This window comes from Echinicola strongylocentroti (assembly GCF_003260975.1).
In the GTDB taxonomy this organism is placed as follows: Bacteria; Bacteroidota; Bacteroidia; order Cytophagales; family Cyclobacteriaceae; genus Echinicola; species Echinicola strongylocentroti.
The window spans coordinates 4,404,292-4,423,851 of sequence record NZ_CP030041.1 but is presented as its reverse complement, the minus strand read 5'-3'; the positions used below and the strand labels follow the sequence as shown (position 1 = coordinate 4,423,851).

At 44.3% G+C, this 19,560-nt stretch carries 7 protein-coding genes and 1 pseudogene; 6 read left to right on the top strand and 2 right to left on the bottom strand.

Translation table 11 applies throughout. From position 1 onward, the window contains the following. Positions 1–648 precede the first annotated feature (648 nt). A pseudogene (locus DN752_RS17150) lies at positions 649–2,702 on the top strand (S9 family peptidase). Between the two features lie 163 nt (positions 2,703–2,865). Here the strand turns inward: DN752_RS17150 and DN752_RS17145 are convergent. Both DN752_RS17145 and DN752_RS17140 read right to left on the bottom strand, forming a co-directional pair. Further along, entirely contained in the window at positions 2,866–3,585 is a 720-nt protein-coding gene (locus tag DN752_RS17145) for an ABC transporter ATP-binding protein (protein ID WP_112785091.1), read from the bottom strand. A 5-nt stretch (positions 3,586–3,590) separates the two neighbouring features. After that, positions 3,591–5,111 carry a DUF5687 family protein gene (locus DN752_RS17140; protein ID WP_262511681.1) on the bottom strand — a complete coding sequence of 507 codons (1,521 nt, stop codon included), beginning with the start codon at positions 5,109–5,111 and terminating at the stop codon, positions 3,591–3,593. Positions 5,112–5,687: 576 nt separating this feature from the next. Between DN752_RS17140 and DN752_RS25000 the strand changes: the two genes are divergently transcribed. The 5 genes from DN752_RS25000 to DN752_RS17120 all read left to right on the top strand — a co-directional run bounded on the left by DN752_RS25000 (position 5,688) and on the right by DN752_RS17120 (position 18,761). After that, entirely contained in the window at positions 5,688–5,882 is a 195-nt protein-coding gene (locus DN752_RS25000; protein ID WP_245949281.1) for a hypothetical protein, read from the top strand. Positions 5,883–5,908: 26 nt separating this feature from the next. Continuing rightward, the gene (locus DN752_RS17135; RefSeq protein ID WP_245949279.1) at positions 5,909–12,370 is read left to right on the top strand and encodes a polyketide synthase; all 6,462 of its coding nucleotides are present in this window, start codon (positions 5,909–5,911) and stop codon (positions 12,368–12,370) included. An 11-nt stretch (positions 12,371–12,381) separates the two neighbouring features. Further along, entirely contained in the window at positions 12,382–16,410 is a 4,029-nt protein-coding gene (locus tag DN752_RS17130) for a non-ribosomal peptide synthetase (RefSeq protein ID WP_112785090.1), read from the top strand. A 508-nt stretch (positions 16,411–16,918) separates the two neighbouring features. Continuing rightward, positions 16,919–17,665: a 4'-phosphopantetheinyl transferase family protein gene (locus tag DN752_RS17125; protein WP_112785089.1), complete on the top strand. Its 747-nt coding sequence runs from the start codon at positions 16,919–16,921 to the stop codon at positions 17,663–17,665. Positions 17,666–17,681: 16 nt separating this feature from the next. Continuing rightward, positions 17,682–18,761 carry a lipase family protein gene (locus tag DN752_RS17120; RefSeq protein WP_112785088.1) on the top strand — a complete coding sequence of 360 codons (1,080 nt, stop codon included), beginning with the start codon at positions 17,682–17,684 and terminating at the stop codon, positions 18,759–18,761. Positions 18,762–19,560 lie beyond the last annotated feature (799 nt).

The following is a 19,560-nucleotide window of genomic DNA, read 5'->3' as shown; positions in this document are numbered from 1 at the left end:
ACCAAGGGCCGTAATAAGGAAGCGATACCTTTTTTGGCTATGGGGGGCTTATAGTTCTCGCTCAACTTGGTTACTTAAGAAAATATACCACTACATGGAATAATGATGATAATTTATCCATAAGAAACTTATTAATCCGATCCGCCTTGCAGGTATTGGGCGTTTAGAAATTAAAAAGCGGGTAGGCAAGAAGGCAGGCTTGTTTGACGAAATACTAGCCAAAAAGAATATTGGCAGCTAAAAAAGGAGGAGTTTGCCTGCATGAGGGAAGGTTTTAATTTTAGGCCAATAGATGCACAGCGGCGGGGTTTTTTGGTTACTTTTTTGACCTGAAGCAAAAAAGTAACAAAGGTAAAGGGATGAAAACCACCTAGGAATTTAGCTAGAAAAATAACTGCTCAAGGGAAAAATATAGAACCCATATTTTCCAGATACACACTAACTAAACGGCATTGAACCCGGAATATGCATTAGCCTATCTACGCCACTGCGCATAAACTGGGATAAAACCAACATCCACATCATCTACTCAGTAGGGAAGAAAACCACTTACTGGCATTGGGGCACAGGAAATCTTGACAATGGTAGGTTTCTTTTTACCGAGACCGTAAATTTGCAGCAATTCATCTCGAAAAGCGAAAACCATCTATGAAAACAGTAAAAGCTCCTAAGGCTCCTATCAAAAACCAAGAACTGACCCACCACAAGCACACACGAATAGATCCCTTTTACTGGATGAACGACAGGGAAAACCCAGATGTCATCCAGTACATAAATGAAGAAAATGACTACCTAAAGGAACGCCTAAATCACACGGAGCCACTACAGGAAGAACTCTATCTAGAGATGAAAAACCGCATCAAGGAAGACGACGAAAGTGTTCCTTACTTTAGAGATGGCTATTTCTACTACACCAAGTTTGTAAAAGGAGGTGAGTACCCAGTCTTTTGCAGAAAAAAAGACTCGCTGCAAAACAACGAAGAGGTCCTGCTGAATGTCAACCAAATAGCACAAGGACATGAATATTTCAATGTCAATGCTGTTGCAGTTTCCACTAACCAACAATTACTTGCCCACGCAGAAGATAATATCGGAAGACGAGTGTATACCATCAAGGTAAAAGACCTCAACACCGATACTCCGCTAACAGACGAAATCTCCCAAGTAACCGGCAACATGGTATGGGCCAACGACAACAACACCCTGTTTTATTCCAAACAAGACCCCAATACATTAAGGGCTTTTCAGATTTACCAACACACACTGGGCACGCCACAGGAAAAGGATATTTTAGTCTATGAGGAAGCCGATGAAACGTTCACCTGTCATGTCGCCAAGTCCAAATCCAAAGATTTCATCTTTATCGTCAGCGAAAGCACCGTTTCCTCAGAGATCCGCTACTTAGACGCCCATCAGCCGACTTCTTCCTTCCAACTTATACAGGAACGGGAGCGCGACCTGGAATACAGTGTGGAACACTTTGAAGATCACTTCATGATCCTCACTAACCATCAAAAGGCCAGTAATTACAAATTGGTCAAAACTCCTATCAATAGCCCAGGAAAAGAGCACTGGAAGGACATCGTCCCCCACCGAAAGGATACTTTGCTGGAAGGTTTTGAGGTATTTGGGCAGTACTTGGTACTCGAAGAACGCACCAATGGGCTGACAAGAATTCAAATCATGCCGTGGGACGGTTCAGCATGCCACTATATCACCTTTGACGACCCCACCTATACGGCTTGGCTAGGTTATAATCCTCAATTTGACACCAAAGTTTTACGATTTGGCTATAATTCCCTGACGACCCCCTCTTCCACCTATGACTATGACATGGAAGGCCGGGAAAAGGAACTGCTAAAGCAGCAAGAAGTTCAGGGCGGCTACGACCCCTCCCGCTACCAATCCGAGAGAATATGGGCCATGGCTCCAGATGGCACAAAAATCCCCATTTCACTCGTCTACAAAATCGATACTTTCAAAAAGGACAGCTCCAATCCATTGCTACAGTATGCATATGGTTCCTATGGTTTCAGCACCGATGCTGTGTTCAGCTCTAACCGTCTAAGCCTTCTTGACAGGGGATTTGTCTTTGCCATCGCCCATATTCGTGGTGGACAGGAAATGGGAAGACACTGGTATGACGATGGGAAAATGCTCAAAAAGCAGCATACCTTCACGGACTTTATCGCCTGTTCCGAGCACCTGCTCAACGAAAGGTACACCTCTTCGAAGAAGCTTTTCGCCATGGGCGGCAGTGCTGGGGAATGCTGATGGGCACGGTCATCAATATGCGGCCTGAACTTTACAAAGGTGTTATCGCCGCCGTACCGTTTGTCGATGTGGTAACGACCATGCTGGATGAAAGCATTCCGCTGACCACGGGTGAATTTGACGAATGGGGAAATCCCAAAAACAAGGAGTATTATGACTATATGCTTGCTTACTCGCCTTATGACAATGTAGAAAGCAAGGACTACCCTCACCTTTTGGTCACTTCTGGTCTCCACGACAGCCAAGTACAATACTGGGAACCCACCAAATGGGTCGCCAAACTACGAACACTAAAAACAGATCAAAACCTACTTCTCCTCCATACCAATATGGATGCTGGGCATGGTGGAGCTTCGGGAAGGTTTCACTCGCTGAAAGAAACGGCCTTGGAGTATGCCTTTCTCCTGGATTTAGCAGCGAAAGCATAAAACAGGATGAAGCAGCTTTCTGACATAAGCGGGTATCAGTAATCGGCAACGAGTAAAAGGCCCTTTATAATCCGTCGTCAGGGGAGGTTATGGAGTGGATCAAGTCTGGGGTAAATGCCTTCATGTACCACGCAGGCTGGTTACAGGTCATCGCTAGCCTCCCCTATTCTCCTTCTGTAGGCTGGATTTCTTCAGCAAAGAATCCTTCCAATTCCTTAAGGGTAGATTCGGATGTTTTGGTATCCCGCACCACCTTGCCTTTGTCCAGCACTACGATACGCTGGCAGACCTCGGTGACATGTAACAGGTCATGGCTACTGATCAAAAGGGTAACTTCCACATCCTCCTTATAGCTGGCAATGATCTTTTTGAGCCGGATTTGGGTGGTGGGATCTAGATTGGCAAAGGGCTCGTCAAGGATTATTACCTTGGGATTCCCGATAAAAGAGGCAATAATGCCCACTTTCTTTTGGTTCCCCTTGGACAGGTCCCTGAGAAATTTTTTACTTCCTAAGATCTCCCCATGAAAAAAGTCTTCAAAAGGCTCCAAAAACTCATTTACATCCTGCTGGTTCAGCCCGCGCAGTTCGCCAATAAAATAAAAATACTCCTCTGGTGTCAAATACCCAATAAGGAAACTCTCATCGATAAATGCCGAAGTATAAGGCTTCCAGTCCTCACTGGTATCGACCTGCACTCCATTGTTCAGTACATGACCGCTGCTGGGCCGGATCAGGTCCAAGAGCAAACTGAAAAAAGTCGTTTTGCCTGCCCCATTGTTGCCCACTAACCCAAACACCTCTCCGGCAGGAATCTCCAAGGATTCCATATTCAACACTGGATCGCCAGCATAACTTTTCGTTAGATTTTCTACATTTATCATAATAATCAATTTTTTTGCTTGTAAGCTGCCAAGGTCTTGTATTTCTCTGTTTTATAGTTTTTCTCAATCAAATTGAACACCTTCTCTTTAAATGCAAACCCTAGAACAGCAGCTATCGCCACCAACAAGTATCCCAGGTAAGGTCCCTTGACCACGTGTCCAATCACATATAAAACCATCGGGACAAGCATTTTGGGAATGGTAAGCAATAGTGTTTTGGCATTAAAAGCCTGAGAGCTGCCAAATGCGCCTTTATTGCTCGTCAGGTCAATGGGGGTCTTCACATAAGCTCCTCCCCACAAGACCATATAGGAATTGACCCCGACATTATAAAATCCTGCCACCAAAATGGCCAGATAAACTTCCCAACCAAAATAAGCATAAAAAGAGGCCAAAATAGTCGAAACCACTGTCGCCATGACCATTAGCCACCACTTGGCATTGAGATAATCCCGATAACGGATATTTTGGCTCATCATCAAAGGGTAATAAGAACTGTCCCAGCTCGGGACATATTGCCCAAAACTAAAGAGAAAACCTCCCGTCACAAAGAGCCCTGCAAAGATCCGCCAACCTGGCCCCTCATAAGCCTCGATGGAATTGGTAAAAAACAATAACCCATAAAAAACAAACATAATACTCATCATCACTGTCGTCTTCGAACGCTTGTTTCTTTTGATCAGCTTAATGTCATTTTTAAGAAAAACAGCTACGCTTCCAAACCGGTCCAACCAGCCCAAATCTTCCGATTGTGCTTCTTGTACCCTAACCGCTAAGCCGTCATCAAGATATAACCGCCGCTTAAAGTAACGATAGGCTGCCCAATACATGGCCACCATAAAGCTCACAGGAATCAGTACAACAAAAGGCGTATTATAAAATGACTGGAAAATCGGCCCCGTAATTACCGAAACATCGAACACCCCATAGTACTGCATCAACCCTAAGGCCCCTATGAGCCCGGCGACACCAAAAAGCACGGAATCTACCCGGTTAAGGAAGATATTAATAAAATTATTGCTCATCAAAAGTGCATAAAATCCCAAAAGCCAAAGGGCCACTGGAACACTGTCATAACCATTGCTGACCAAAACCACCGAAAAGGGAATAAAGAAAAAGGCATGGATAATATTAAAAAAAGAAAGAATGGTCTTCCAGATACTATATTGTACGATGATGGGTTTCTTGATCGGAAGAAACAACAGTGGTTTGATGTGCACGATTGGCATTTTTTGGAGCAGATAGCGGAAGATAAGATCAAATGCCCAATAATAAACCAAAAGCTTATTGACCATCTCAAAAGCATTTAGCTCCATCTCTTTTTCGAGAAAATAATAGGTACCCACCCCCATAAAGCCAAATGTCAGCATCAGGTACAAGGCAAAAAAGCCCATAATAATCTTAATGGCTATATTGGAAGAAAAAGATGCTGATCCAAAAAACGACTTCCATTGAAGTACAATTAAATGCTTTATTATAAATTTTACATTAGATGATGGTTGCCAATGATCACGTTCTTCCTCCACAATGTTTTTTTTACCCTTAGAAAAGATGTCATCAACAAACCTTGGTAATCTTCAACCCGGTTTATGCATTAGGAATCGTCATGAGGTTTGAAACTGCAAGAAAATCAGACTGTTTGGAGATTGAGGCATAGCACAGCTATGGTGAAATCGAAAACAGCAGCGAAGCAACTGATTTTGAAGCAGTTTCAGACCGCAATAGATAGGCTAATGCATATTCCGGGTTTAACCCGGTTTATGCAAAGGTAAAATCATTGGCTGTTTGGAACATACAAAGACAGCCTACAATAATGTAAAGTAAGCTATTTTAGACAATCCTCAAATTATCATCACTTTTTCACCAAATTATCTCAACATAAACCATTCTTTGGCATTTTTTAACACAATATCAACCTTTCAAAACACCTGTCTAATTGCCACTGAATATGCATTCGCAAAAATTTAACTTAAAATCATTTTTTATTATATAAAATACATTTTTATTTGTATTAAAATAGCTATATTTAGTTGTAAAAAGGTTGTATGGGCGCATCTCTGAAGCTGGTGCCCTCTTTTTTGTACTACTCTCTCTTTAGACTTATGAATACCAAGGACACTTTATACGTACCCGAAATGACATTGATCGACTTACTTCGTAGAAATGTAGCCGCTGTAGCTCAACTGAAAGCGGTAGTTTCTCAAGAAGGGTACCTTACCTATCAGTCGCTCGAAGACCGTAGTAACCAATTGGCACATTTACTTTTGGAAACTGGGGTTTCGCCGGGGATCACATAGGGATCAGCACCCACCGATCAATGGACATGATCATTGCAATTCTGGCCATTCTCAAATGCGGTGCCGCTTATGTGCCCATTGCTCCCGAACTGCCCACTGAGCGGAAGAAGTTCATGTGCCAAGCGGCAAACACAAAATTGGTATTGACAGACAGCCATAATCTGGGCAAGGTTTCGGAAGACCTACAGTATATAGATATTTCGAAATCAATTTCTGCGACCTACCCTATCTTATCTCCTTCGGTCCGATGTACTGCTGCATCCACTGCGTATGTTATTTTCACCTCAGGAAGTACCGGGGAGCCAAAAGGCGTCAGCGTGCCTCATGCCTCACTCGTAAACCTACTGGAATGGCAGGCCAAGAACTCCATCTCAGGCCCTGGCATCAATACCGTTCAATTTACCAAGCTTTCTTTTGATGTATCTTTCCAAGAGATCTTCAGCACATTGGTCACTGGAGGGAGCTTGTACCTCATCAGCGACGAGCTCACCAAGGATCCTAATGGATTATTGGATTTTATCCAGGACAACCAAATTCATCGAATTTTTCAGCCATTCATCAGCTTTCAGGCGATCGCCAATACTGCGGTACTGAAGGACAATTATCCAACATCTCTCAAGGAAATTTTCACAGCAGGGGAGCAATTGGTCATTACCCCAAAGATCAGGGAGTTTTTTAAAGCACTCCCCACCACCACGCTCTTCAACCAGTACGGGCCAACAGAAGCTGCAGTAATAGTGACCCAGCTCGTTTTGCCCGCCAGTGAGGTGGATGGATGGCCAAATCTCCCTTCCATAGGATTCCCGATCGCCAACACCCAAATGATCCTCCTTGATGAGCATGACCGTATCTTGGAATCCGGCCAAGAAGGAGAGCTCTGCATATCGGGTCCCTGCCTTGCCAATGGCTACCTTAACAGGGAAGAACTGACCGCGGAAAAATTCACTTGGGTCACTTTCCCTGACAATAAGCGGAGAAGGATCTATAAAACCGGAGACATCGCTAAAATAACCAAAGAAGGTGAAATCATGTTTTTGGGCCGGAAAGATGATCAAGTCAAAATCAGGGGGCACAGGATAGAACTTGGGGAAATCGAGGTTTCCCTCAGTAACATAGAAGGCATTCTCCAAGCAGTGGTCTTGGCAAAATCCTATGAAGATGGCCAAAAATACCTGGCGGCCTATTACCAAGCACCTGAGCACTCTTATACCAGCCAAGAGCTGAACAAGAAGCTAAGCAGCAGTCTCCCTGAGTACATGGTGCCCTCGGTTTATATTCCGATGCTTGATTTCCCCAGAAATACCAACGGAAAAGTCGACAAAAAGCGCCTCCCTTCCCCTATAAACAAAAGAGAAAATATAGAAGCTGTATTAATACCTCCAGTATCCAGTGAGGAAAAGGAGATATGTGGGGTGTTTCAAAAACTGCTCAACTACGATGTTATCGGCCTCAAGGACAATTTCTTTGAATTCGGGGGAAATTCCCTCTTGGCCCAAAAATTATCCAATGACCTGCTGCTCTTATTGAACATCGAGGTTCCTGTCACCAAAATCTATCAATACCCCACGCCCCAAAAGCTAGCAGGATATATTGCCACCGACCCGAAGGAACCATCCTCCAAAGCTTCCTTTCAGAAAAACCCTACCAACGCCATTGCTATCATTGGCATGACAGGAAGATTTCCAGGTGCAGAAGACACCGTGGAATTCTGGAACAACCTTGTTTCCGAAAAGGAAACAATTACGTTCTTTGACAAAGAAGATCTGGATCCCAGCATTCCCCCTTCTCTATCCGAAGATGCCAATTATATAAAAGCCAGAGGAGTACTGGCCAATGCGGATCAGTTTGACCCTGCTTTTTTTGGTATCAACCCGAAACATGCCGCACTGATGGATCCCCAGCAGCGTTTGTTTTTGGAACTTTCTTGGGAACTACTGGAAAAAAGTTATTTGAAACAAGATGAGAAAGGGTACAAAATCGGGGTTTTTGCCGGAACGAATACCAACACCTATTTTCAAAAGAACATCCTTCCCAATAGGGATCTCATAGAAGAGTCCGGTGAATTTCAGGTAATGACGCTCAATGAAAAAGATTATATCTCCACCCGAACAGCCTACCACTTTGACTTAAAAGGCCCTGCAGTAAGTGTCTATTCCGCCTGCTCCACTTCGCTCTTAGCAGTGGCTCAGGCCGTACAAAGTATCCGAAGTGGCCAATGTGAAATGGCCATTGCAGGAGGCGCATCCGTGACCTCTCCCATCAATAGCGGATCACTTTACCAAGAAGGAGCCATTTTCAGTAAGGACGGCCACTGCCGTCCATTTGACGCCAACGGATCCGGCACACTCTTTAGTGATGGAGCTGGTGCGATCATGTTAAAAGACCTGGACAAGGCCATTGAAGACGGTGACAATATCTATGCTACCATAAAGGGAATAGGCATCAATAATGATGGCGGAGACAAAGGGAGCTTTTCGGCGCCAAGTGCCCACGGACAAGCCGACGTCATCCTTTCTGCCATGCAGGACGGTAATGTAACACCTGAATCGATCTCTTATATCGAAGCACACGGAACGGCCACTCCTCTGGGAGATCCCATCGAAACGGAAGGCTTAAAACTGGCCTTCCAGCAGGCCAAAAACACAGGATTCACCTGCGGCATAGGTTCGGTAAAAAGCAACTTCGGCCATATTACCGCAGCAGCCGGTATCGCAGGGCTGATCAAAACAGCCCTCTCCATCCATCATCAAAAGCTGCCTGCAACACTGGGCTTCCAAAAACTAAATCCCCATATCGATTTTGGCTCGACCCCATTTTATATTGTAGACAAAACTACCGATTGGAAAGCGAAGTTTCCTCGGAGAGCAGGCATCAGCTCTTTTGGAATTGGAGGCACTAATGTTCATGTCATTTTGGAAGAATACCAAACGACCAAAAAGGAATCCACTCCTTCCTCTGCCCCTTACCATCTCATCGCCTTACAGGCCAAATCAGAAGGAAGCATCATAAAATACAGGGAAAAGCTAAAGAATTTTATTTCTTCAAATGGCCCGATAAACCTTGACGACCTTACTTATTCCATCCATTCCAAACCAAGTGATTTCCCCAAGAAAAACCACTTAGTGTTTAAGGACCAAGAAGACCTTTTGGCACAATTAAGTGAAAAGGAAGTAGGGAAATTAAAGATCAATACGGTCAAAAACCTTCCCCAATCACCCTTGTTTCTCTTTCCTGGGCAGGGATCCCAATACCTCAATATGGGGAAAGATCTCTTGGAATCAGCTCCTGTATTCAGAGAGGCCCTTGAGCATTGTGCCTCCTTATTTGACGCCCATTTGGACAGGGAATTATTGGATATCATCTACCCAGCGCAGGTGACCGAAGAAGCTGAATCACTCTTGAAAAACACCAAATATACCCAACCAGCTATATTTGCCATAGAGTATGCCCTCGCAAAGCAATGGATGTCATGGGGAATCTCTCCTGTAGCACTTACCGGACACAGCATCGGGGAATTTGTGGCGGCTCACCTAGCAGGAATATTTACACTTGAAGAGGTCACCCGTATCGTGGCCGTCAGAGGGAAGCTCGTCGCTGATCTACCGAACGGCGACATGCTATCCGTGAGGGCTCCACAAGAAAAGGTAGCCCCGTTAATGACCGAAGGTCTTTCTTTGGCAGCTGTAAATTCACCTCAACTTTGTGTGGTAGCCGGACCTTCCAGCAATATTGACGAATTTGGCAAAACGCTCCAGAAGCATGGCCTTCTCCATAAAAAACTCTTCACCAGTCATGCCTTCCATTCCAGCATGATGGATCCCATTCTGGGGGCGTTTAAGGAGGAAATAAAAAAATGCTCGCTTCAGGCACCACAGCTACCTATTTACTCGACAGTCACCTCTCAGCGCTTGACCGAGACTGAAGCCACCTCAGCTGAATACTGGACAGAGCATTTACGAAAAACAGTGCTGTTCAGCCCGACCATAGAAACGCTGATGGATATATGGCCTACCGGTATCTTATTGGAAATAGGTCCTGGGAATGTACTTTCCTCACTTGTAAAACAACATCCTTCCTCCAAGAAGGCAACCGTAATAAACAGCCTAAACAGGCAGTCAGATAGCCATGAATATTCCACACTGCTCCACTCCATGGGCGAAATACTTGACCAAGGCTTACATGTCGACTGGGGAAAATTCTATTACGGACAAAAACGCATAAGACTAGATGTCCCTACGTATGCCTTTGATCGGAAAACCTGCTGGATAGCCCCTCCACCACAACAAAAAGACCAGAGGACCATCATGGCTGCCACCAGTCTTCCAACACCTTCAACCCCAATACCAAAAGAATCTCCGACGGTTATGAGAACAGCCCTAATTTCCCAAAAGATCAAAAAAGTAATGGAAGAGGTCTCAGGAATGGACTTTTCGGACCAGCCTGACGATGCCACGTTCTTAGAAATGGGGCTGGACTCATTGTTACTTACCCAACTCTCTTTTAATCTCAAAAGGGAATTCGGGATGCCTGTTTCTTTTAGAGAGCTGAGCTCCCGCTTCAATTCTATCGTTTCTTTGACCGATCACTTGGACCAACACCTTCCTCCTGATCAGTTTCAGCCTGAAACACCCCCTGTGCATTCTCCATCACTGGACACCAACACAGCTCCACCGACACCAACCAACACAGCTACTCCTGCCCCAACGGAAGGACATGTTTATTCCCAACAGCAACAAGCCACCATTGGGCTTATCGGTAAGCAGTTGGAATTGCTCAGTCAACAAATCGCGCTGCTTCAAGGCACAGCGGCCCAAGCAAATACAGCACCTGCTACAGCTGCAAGCGCTCTGCCCCACTATTCAGCCCCCAAGGAAATTCCTGAAAAAGCCGTTCCCGCCAAAGCCCTTTTAAATGAGGACATCCAAAAAACCAGCAAGCCTTTTGGTGCTGCTGCGAAGATCGACCGAAAAGGCCAGGCATTAGGCGAAAAGCAGTTAAGTTTTATCTCGGAGTTTACTCAACGATATACTTCCAAGACCAAATCCAGCAAGGAATACACCCAGAAAAACCGTCCGCACATGGCTGACCCCAGGGTGGTGAATGGCTTTAATCCCGTCATCAAGGAAATCGTCTACTCCTTGGTGGTCAACCGCTCAAAAGGTAGTCGTCTTTGGGATATTGATGGAAACGAATACTTGGATGTCCTGAACGGCTTCGGGTCTGTGCTTTTTGGCCATGGCCCGTCATTTATCAATACTGCCATTCAGGATCAACTAACAAAGGGCTATGAAATCGGCCCCCAGCATGAACTGTCCGGGGAAGTATGCAAGCTCGTCTGTGACATCACAGGTCACGAACGCTCGGCGCTCTGCAACACGGGATCAGAAGCAGTGATGGGGGCTCTCCGTATCGCAAGGACCATCACCCAGCGCTCTTTGATAGTCGCATTTAACGGTTCTTATCATGGCATATTTGACGAGGTAATCGTCCGAGGCACCAAGAGTCTAAAATCGATCCCTGCCTCAGCAGGCATCATGCCCGAGGCCGTAGAAAATATCCTGGTGCTCGATTATGGCACAGAGGAGTCCCTCAGGGTCATTGAAGAAAGAAAGGCCGAAATTGCAGCTGTATTAGTGGAGCCGGTCCAAAGCCGTCGGCCAGAATTCCAGCCGGTGGAGTTTCTCCGCAAAGTCCGCGAGATCACCGCATCTTCCGGATCGGCATTGATCTTTGACGAGGTGATCACGGGATTCCGCATGCATCCCCGAGGAGCCCAAGAACTGTTTGGGATAAAGGCCGATCTCGCTACCTACGGCAAAGTGATAGGAGGCGGACTCCCCATTGGCGTAATAGCTGGTAGCTCCAGATTCATGAATGCACTGGATGGTGGGCAATGGCAATACGGAGATGACAGCATACCGGAAGTAGGCGTCACTTACTTTGCGGGGACTTTTGTACGCCATCCCTTAGCTCTTGCTGCGGCAAAGGCTACCTTAGAGCACATCCAGAATGACGCAGGGAAACTCCAGCTAGCGCTCGGGAACAAGGTCCAACGATTGGCCAATGAGCTGGACAGCTTTTTTGAATCAAACGGACTTCCTGCCTACATTGGACACTTTGGCTCAATGTGGAAAATCAAGTGGAAGGAAGAACTTCCATTTACAGAACTGCTCTTTGGCACTTTCAGGGAAATGGGACTCCATATCTATGATGGTTTTCCCTGTTTCGCTACTGAAGCCTATGTGGACGCCGATATAGATAACATTGTTCACGTAATCAAAAAAGGCTTCTGCAATATGGCCAAAGCGGAATTTTGGGACGATATGGTACCTGGGCTTTCCCAACGCTTTTCAATAAATATAGAAAACAGTATTCCTCCACTACCTGGGGCCAAACTCGGCAAGACCCCGGAGGGGACAGCGGCGTGGTTTGTCCCTGATCCTAAGCGGCCAGGCAAGTACCTTCAATTGGCCCCTAAAAACTTTTAACTATTCCTGTCATGAAACAACTACTCGACTACGAATTTAAGCAGGTAGATTTTGATCCTTTTGAAACCACCGCACTTGAAAGGGTCTTTGCTCCTATAGCTTCACAAAAAGAAATATGGCTGGCATGTCAAATCGGCGGGAAAGAAGCCAACAAATCCTATAACCAATCCATCTCTCTACTGTTCCGTGGGGCCTTTTCCGAACAGCATTTCATAAGGGCTATACATGAACTCGTCGTCCGGCACGAAGCGCTTAGGGCCACCTTTAGCAAGGACGGAAAGTCGATCTTCATCCAGGAGCATCTCCAGCCAGAGCTGATCACCAAAGACATCGCTTCTTTGACCAAATCCGATCAGGAAGCCTATTTGAAAAACTTCCTACAAGAAAACGTAAACACCGCTTTTGACCTCGAAAACGGGCCGCTTTTTCGTTTGGCGATTCACCGATTGGGGGAAAAAGAATATCACTTCACCTTCACCATACACCATATCATTGGTGACGGATGGTCACTAGGTGTAATATTGGAAGAACTCAGCAAACTGTATAACAACGAATTGTCCTACTCACCCACTTACCTGGCAAAAGCCAATTCGCTGGGCACTTATTGCGAAGCGATACACAAGAGGGAAAACACACAGGAACAACGATCGACAGAACAATTCTGGCTTGATAAATTCAAGGATGTATCGAAAGATTTTAAGATTCCCACCGACTATCCAAGACCAGAAATAAAGAGTTATAAAAGTGCTCGACTTGACTTCAACATCCCTTCGGAGCAAATCAACAAAATCAAGCAACTGGGCCTGCAGCACAATGTCTCAATGGTGAATACTTTCATCATTGCCTTTGAAGTATTTCTTTCCAAAAAATACCGTTCAAACGAGGTGGTATTGGGTGTTCCGGCAGCAGGACAACCCGCCATGGGGCATTTTAACCTAATCGGTCACTGTGTAAACCTACTGCCTCTTCCCAGCCGATTTTCTCCTGATGACACCTTCTTGCAGCACCTAAAGCAGCGCAACGAATTTATCCTGGACTGCTACGATCATCAGCTACTTACCTATAGCAGCCTACTTAATAAACTTAACCTAAAACGGGACCTTTCTTCAACTACCTTGGTTCCTGTGGTATTGAACCTAGACTTGGGAATGGATTCCAATGTAGCGTTTGACAACTTGGATTTTGAGCTGATCAGCAATCCTCGGGCCTATGACAATTTTGAAATCGCACTGAATCTCACCAACAATAAGGACCATTGCAGATTTGAATGGTCCTACAATACGACTCTTTTCAAAAAAGAAAGTATTGTGAGCATGATGGAAGAATTCAGCTATCTACTGGACTCGGTAACCCAGTCTCCCGAGTTACGGATTTCGGAGATTTCCTTGCGTGACAAAAACGAGGTGCTGGAATTTTATCGCAGCTGGAACAAAACCACCTTGGAAGTTCCTCAAAAAGGCTCTTTTGCCGATATCCTACATGAAAGCGCCGTTCGGTACTCTCAAAAAACTGCAGTAGAATTTCAACAACAAAAACTCACCTATGCAGAACTCGATGAGCTCTCCAACCAGTTTGCTGACTTCATTAGAAAACAAAACATCAACAAAGGGGACAGAGTAGGTTTATTCCTTCCCCGATCAGCGGAATTGATCATGGCCCTGATAGGAACCATTAAATCCGGTGCGGTCTACATTCCAATTGATCCAAGTCTCCCCAAGGAAAGAATCAAGCACATGCTAGAAGACAGTGCTGCCAAGGCCATAATCACGTCGAGGGATTTACTTGGAGAAGTTCCGGAAGACATCTCCCATTTGGTTATGGAGACATTTATGGACAACCCTTCGGTATATTCCAGCACGTACCAAGAGGTGGGGCTCACTCAAAACGACCCGCTGTACCTACTGTACACTTCAGGTAGTACAGGGCTGCCAAAAGGCGTTCTGGTCTCCCATCAAAACCTTATCAACTTTTATTATAGTGCCAAAGACATTTTTAATGTATCCGAATCAGACAGGACACTGGCCATTACGACCATTTCATTTGATGTGGCCGGAATGGAAATCGTGGCTACCTTAGGAAATGGAGCCACACTGGTCGTGGCAGACACCCCTACCCAGAAAGACGGAAGGTTATTGCTCAAAGCACTTAAAGAAAAGTACATCACACGGGTATTTTCCACTCCTGCAACTTATCAAATGCTCCTTCAAGTAGGATGGGAGAGTCATTTGCCCCTGAAAATAGTATCTGGAGGCGAACCCTTTAGCCAAAAGCTTATCGAACAGCTCCTCCCTATCACTGACGAAATCTGGAATGCTTATGGCCCTACTGAGACCACTATATTCTCCACCATCAAGCTCATCGATAAGCCAGAAGCGTACAACTCCATCGGCAAACCCATCCATAACACACAGATATACCTTCTTGACGAACACCAACAGCCTGTCAGTCCTGGAGAAATAGGAGAAATATATATCGGAGGAAAAGGGGTAGCCTTAGGATATTGGCAAAGACCAGAACTTAACAAGGAACGGTTTATCAATAATCCTTTTGATTCTACCCATCCCAAATTATACAAAACCGGAGACTTGGGGCAAATAAACTCCAACGAGGAATTAATATGCTTGGGAAGAATCGATACTCAAGTAAAAATCCGAGGCCACCGCATCGAACTCGGAGAGATCGAGCAACAGATAAATCTTATCGACGGCTTGACGGCCTCTCACGTCTCCATTATCCAAGGTACTGCCGGTCCTAAGCATCTCATTGCATACATCATTAGAAAAAACCAATCTGCGGAGAGGCCACCCAATGATGAAACCCTCCTGTGGAAATCTTTCCTTCAGAGATCACTCCCTGATTATATGGTGCCTGTGGAGTGGGTCGCCCTAACACATTTTCCGCTCACACCTAATGGAAAGATCGACCAAAAAGCCTTGCCAGTTCCGACTTTTGAAGCGAAGGAACACAAAGCCAGTGATCGCTCTTCGTGGTCGGAGAATGAAATGCTGGTCAGTGAAATATGGCAGGACAAATTAAAACTACCGTTCATTGATCTGGACGATGACTTCTTCGAATTGGGGGGGCATTCTATCCTCGCTGTAGAAGTCATGAGCACATTGGATAAAAAAATCGATGCCCAACTACCCTTGACGACGATCTTTAAACATGCCACGGTACGGGGTTTTGCGGCAATTTTGGACAATAAAAACCAAACACAAGCGCAAAACAAAGAATGGAGTTCACTGCTCCCTATCAAGCCCTCCGGCCATAAAGCCCCAATCTATATGGTCCATGGCGTAGCTGCCAACATCACCAACTATTTTAAGCTTATCGACCATGTAGATAAAGACCAGCCGCTATACGGCCTTCAAGCAAAAGGACTTAACGGCACAGATAGCCCCAACATCGGCATGGAAAATATCGCTGCCCACTATGTCAACGAAATCATCGAGCATAACCCGGAAGGTCCTTATCATATCGGCGGATATTCTTTTGGAGGATATGTGGCTTTTGAAATGGCCAAGCAGTTGATCAAACGCAATAAAAAAATGGGCAAACTGATCATCTTTGACACTAGTATAGATCAAGAAACCGCTATTTCCAGTGGTTTCCTTGAGAAGGCTGCGAAAGAATTCCAAAAAAGAAAGGTAGAAATGCAGTTATTGGTAAATGCTCCACAGACTTTCCGCATTACCAAAGGAAGGATGATCAAGAGAAAGGCGGAGGAAATATTAATCAAAATGGGGATTCAAAAAGAAAAAGACCCTATGGATAGGGCAGCGATCATCAAAAAAATAAAAAAGATCAACACGGACGCTATAGAAAACTACAAGCTGGCCCCCATCGACATGGACCTGGTACTCTTCAAAGCCAAGATCAAGCTCACTGCTGTCCAAGACGCGGAGTTTTACGGGTGGTCCTCGTACGCCAACTCCGTAAAAGTAATCGATGTAGACGGAGACCACAACAGCATGTTTGACCCGCCATTTGTAAAGCCATTTGCCCAAAAACTACAATCGCTACTCAACAGTGACCTCTAGCAGCCCAATTTCAGAATCGGCACCATGAAGAGGTGCCGATTTTGCACCCTAATTATTTGACCCTATAATCACTCTCAATAAAAGACAATTTATTCTTGATGTTATATACTTTTTACAAAGGATGATAACTGTTTTAGCTCACTTGAACCACAATTTATTTAAAATCATTTTTTTTAATATAAAATACATTTTTATTGATTTAAAAATTAGCTAGATTTACTTTAGATTAGTAAGGGCATCATTAGGTATCCAAGTGACACCAACATAACTATCGAAGATCAATTAAGTACAATCTTGGTCATAGTATCTTATAAAAATACCAACGAATGCTGATATCTACTAGCTTTCCAAGAATAATGGAAAACCGATTTTAACGAATGAATAAAAAAACTACCGTACTACCTGTCTTTAGTAACAGGAGTGAACAGTTAAAAAACGAAGTAAACAAAAATTTCATTAATGAGAATGGCGTTTACTCTTTGAATTATTGGAGAATAAAACGTGTCCCATGAATAGCCAACTTTATATCAGTAAGATTCATTGCAGCACCGTTTTACTTCCCACCTGGAACCAACAATCGAATTACTTGATCGATGAGCATGTCGATCTGTGGAGAGTTTCTGTCAAAGAAGTGATGAATAATTTGGAGCAAATCCAACAACACCTCACAGCACAGGAAATAAAAACCATGAACAGGTACCAAAGGGAAAGTGACCGGGTAAGGTATATTATTGGCAAAGGATACCTGAAAATCTTCCTCTCAAAGTATTTGAACAAAGCTCCGATTGATATCGAATTTGTCGAAGGGATCAATAAAAAGCCAATCCTCAAAGACACCAGAACCATCCATTTTAATATTTCCCATTCCAATGATTGGGTGATATTCGGGTTTAGCAGAGACGAACTGGGAGTGGACATAGAGTATGTCGATAGTGGTTTTGACTTTCTTTCCCTTATCAACAATTGTTTCACAAAACCTGAGGCTCACTATATTGAAAATGCCTATTCACCTCGGCATGAATTTTACAAATTGTGGACGCGGAAAGAATCCCTACTAAAAGCTACCTCAATCGGCATGGTGGACAATCTACACGCCATCAACTGCCTCGACGGCACTCAGTATATCCCATACGAAGTAGGGGGAGGATTTTCTGATTGGAAAATAAAAAGTCTACTGATGGACGAGCTTTACTTTGTCAGCCTATCATTCCCTGTGAAATACCGAAAAATCCGCTTTTTTGATGTAAAAGACTAATGGAGTATATTTAGTAATGCATTGGTTATTGCTGATACTGGTTTTAGGCACACCTGCTGCCCTCACTGCGCAAACCCTACAGCCGGGTTTTGACAAGGAAGAGTACCTCGAGATGATCCGAGTAGGTGCTTCACAAATAGACACATTAAAAAGTATTGATTCCCCACAAAAATTTGAACGCCTATACCGTTCTCCAGAAATGGGGCTAAAAAACCGTTGGGAGCTATGGATCGGCGACCAAACAGCCCTTCTCAGTATCCGGGGAACGACCGCAGACCCTGTCAGTTGGTTAGCAAACTTTTATGCAGCCATGGTTCCGGCAAAGGGAAGCTTGCAGCTTTCCTCTGATTTCACCTTCGATTATGAGCTTGCCACTGACCCAAAAGCAGCGGTACATGTAGGATGGTTGATAGGTACAGCCTTCTTGAGTAGGGACATCCTCCCAAAACTAGACTCTCTCTATCAGGGTGGGTATAAACAACTCCTTATTACTGGTCATAGTCAAGGCGGAGCAATTAGCTATTTACTCACTGCCCATTTGAGATCACTACAGAAAAAAAAGCAGTTTCCAGCAGATTTTGTCATTAAAACCTATTCCAGCGCTGCCCCAAAGCCTGGTAATTTGTATTTTGCCTATGCTTATGAATCTGCCACCATGGGCGGCTGGGCCTATAATGTGGTTTCTTCGGAAGATTGGGTTCCTCAAACGCCCATCTCCATCCAAAACATGGATGATTTTGCTACATTAAACCCATTTTCTACCATTAAATCATCCTTAAAAAAACAAAAATTCCCGAAAAACATCGCACTGCAATATGCTTACGGAAGGCTCACAAAACCCACTATAAAAGCCCAGAAGCGTTATCAAAAACACTTGGGTAATATGGTCGCAAAACAAGTCAAAAGTGTCTTGCCTGAATTTGTCCCTCCACAATATGTCAACTCCAACCATTACAGCAGAACGGGAAACCACATCGTGCTAAAAGCCGATCAAGAATATCAATCCATCTACCCGAGTAATAATGAAAAGGTCTTTACTCACCATCATTTTGAGCCCTACTACTATTTAGCAAACCAACTTCCTGAAATGGACTGATGGCCCTTTGGCTTAACCCAGCAATATGCATTAACCTATCTATTCCGGTCTGAAACCAAGCCAACCTTTTAGCTCCGCAGTCGGATAGAGCAGCAGCCCACTGCCGTATGGAGAATTAGCATGAGTTGTTGTTTAAAATTGACGCTTTGAGTTTTTCGCAGCAACACGCACATACAGTAGCATTAGTCACCTTTTTTCCTGCACTTCTTAATGCTTCCGAGCAGTTATTATAAGGCCCTAAGTAACTCAACTCATTCATGTCAGGCATATCTGGGCATCCTAGCGCATGGATGACATGCGGGAGAGATTGGTCATAAAAATTGGTAAGATAAAAGAAAGTCATTCTTATAAACACTAAGGTTAGCAACACATCAAATCTATAATTTAAATACCAACAAAAAAATACCCCAAATTGGGTATTTTTACGTATGATTCTCCAAATACGTCCTTTGCTTTATCCTATTTTGACCAACTTATACCTTCGAATGATATTCCACCATAATTAATAAACGGAGGGTTCCCATTCCTAAAACGATTCAGTTACCTTAACTTTTTATTCAATTTTAGGCTCAAAAAAATCCGCTTCTCGATGAAAAGCGGACTCCATAATTTTATTACTTTATTATATGCTTTCTTGTCAGTAGATTTTATTTCTCACGGAACGCACCGAACACCCCGAATGAAAAAAGGCTTTTCTGAGAGTTCCGTGGTTTCTGTGAGAAACTATTTACTATCTCTGTGAGTACTGGTGTCATTAGAGTGACGCAATCTTTTATTTGAATCCGAGAATGCTTCGCCG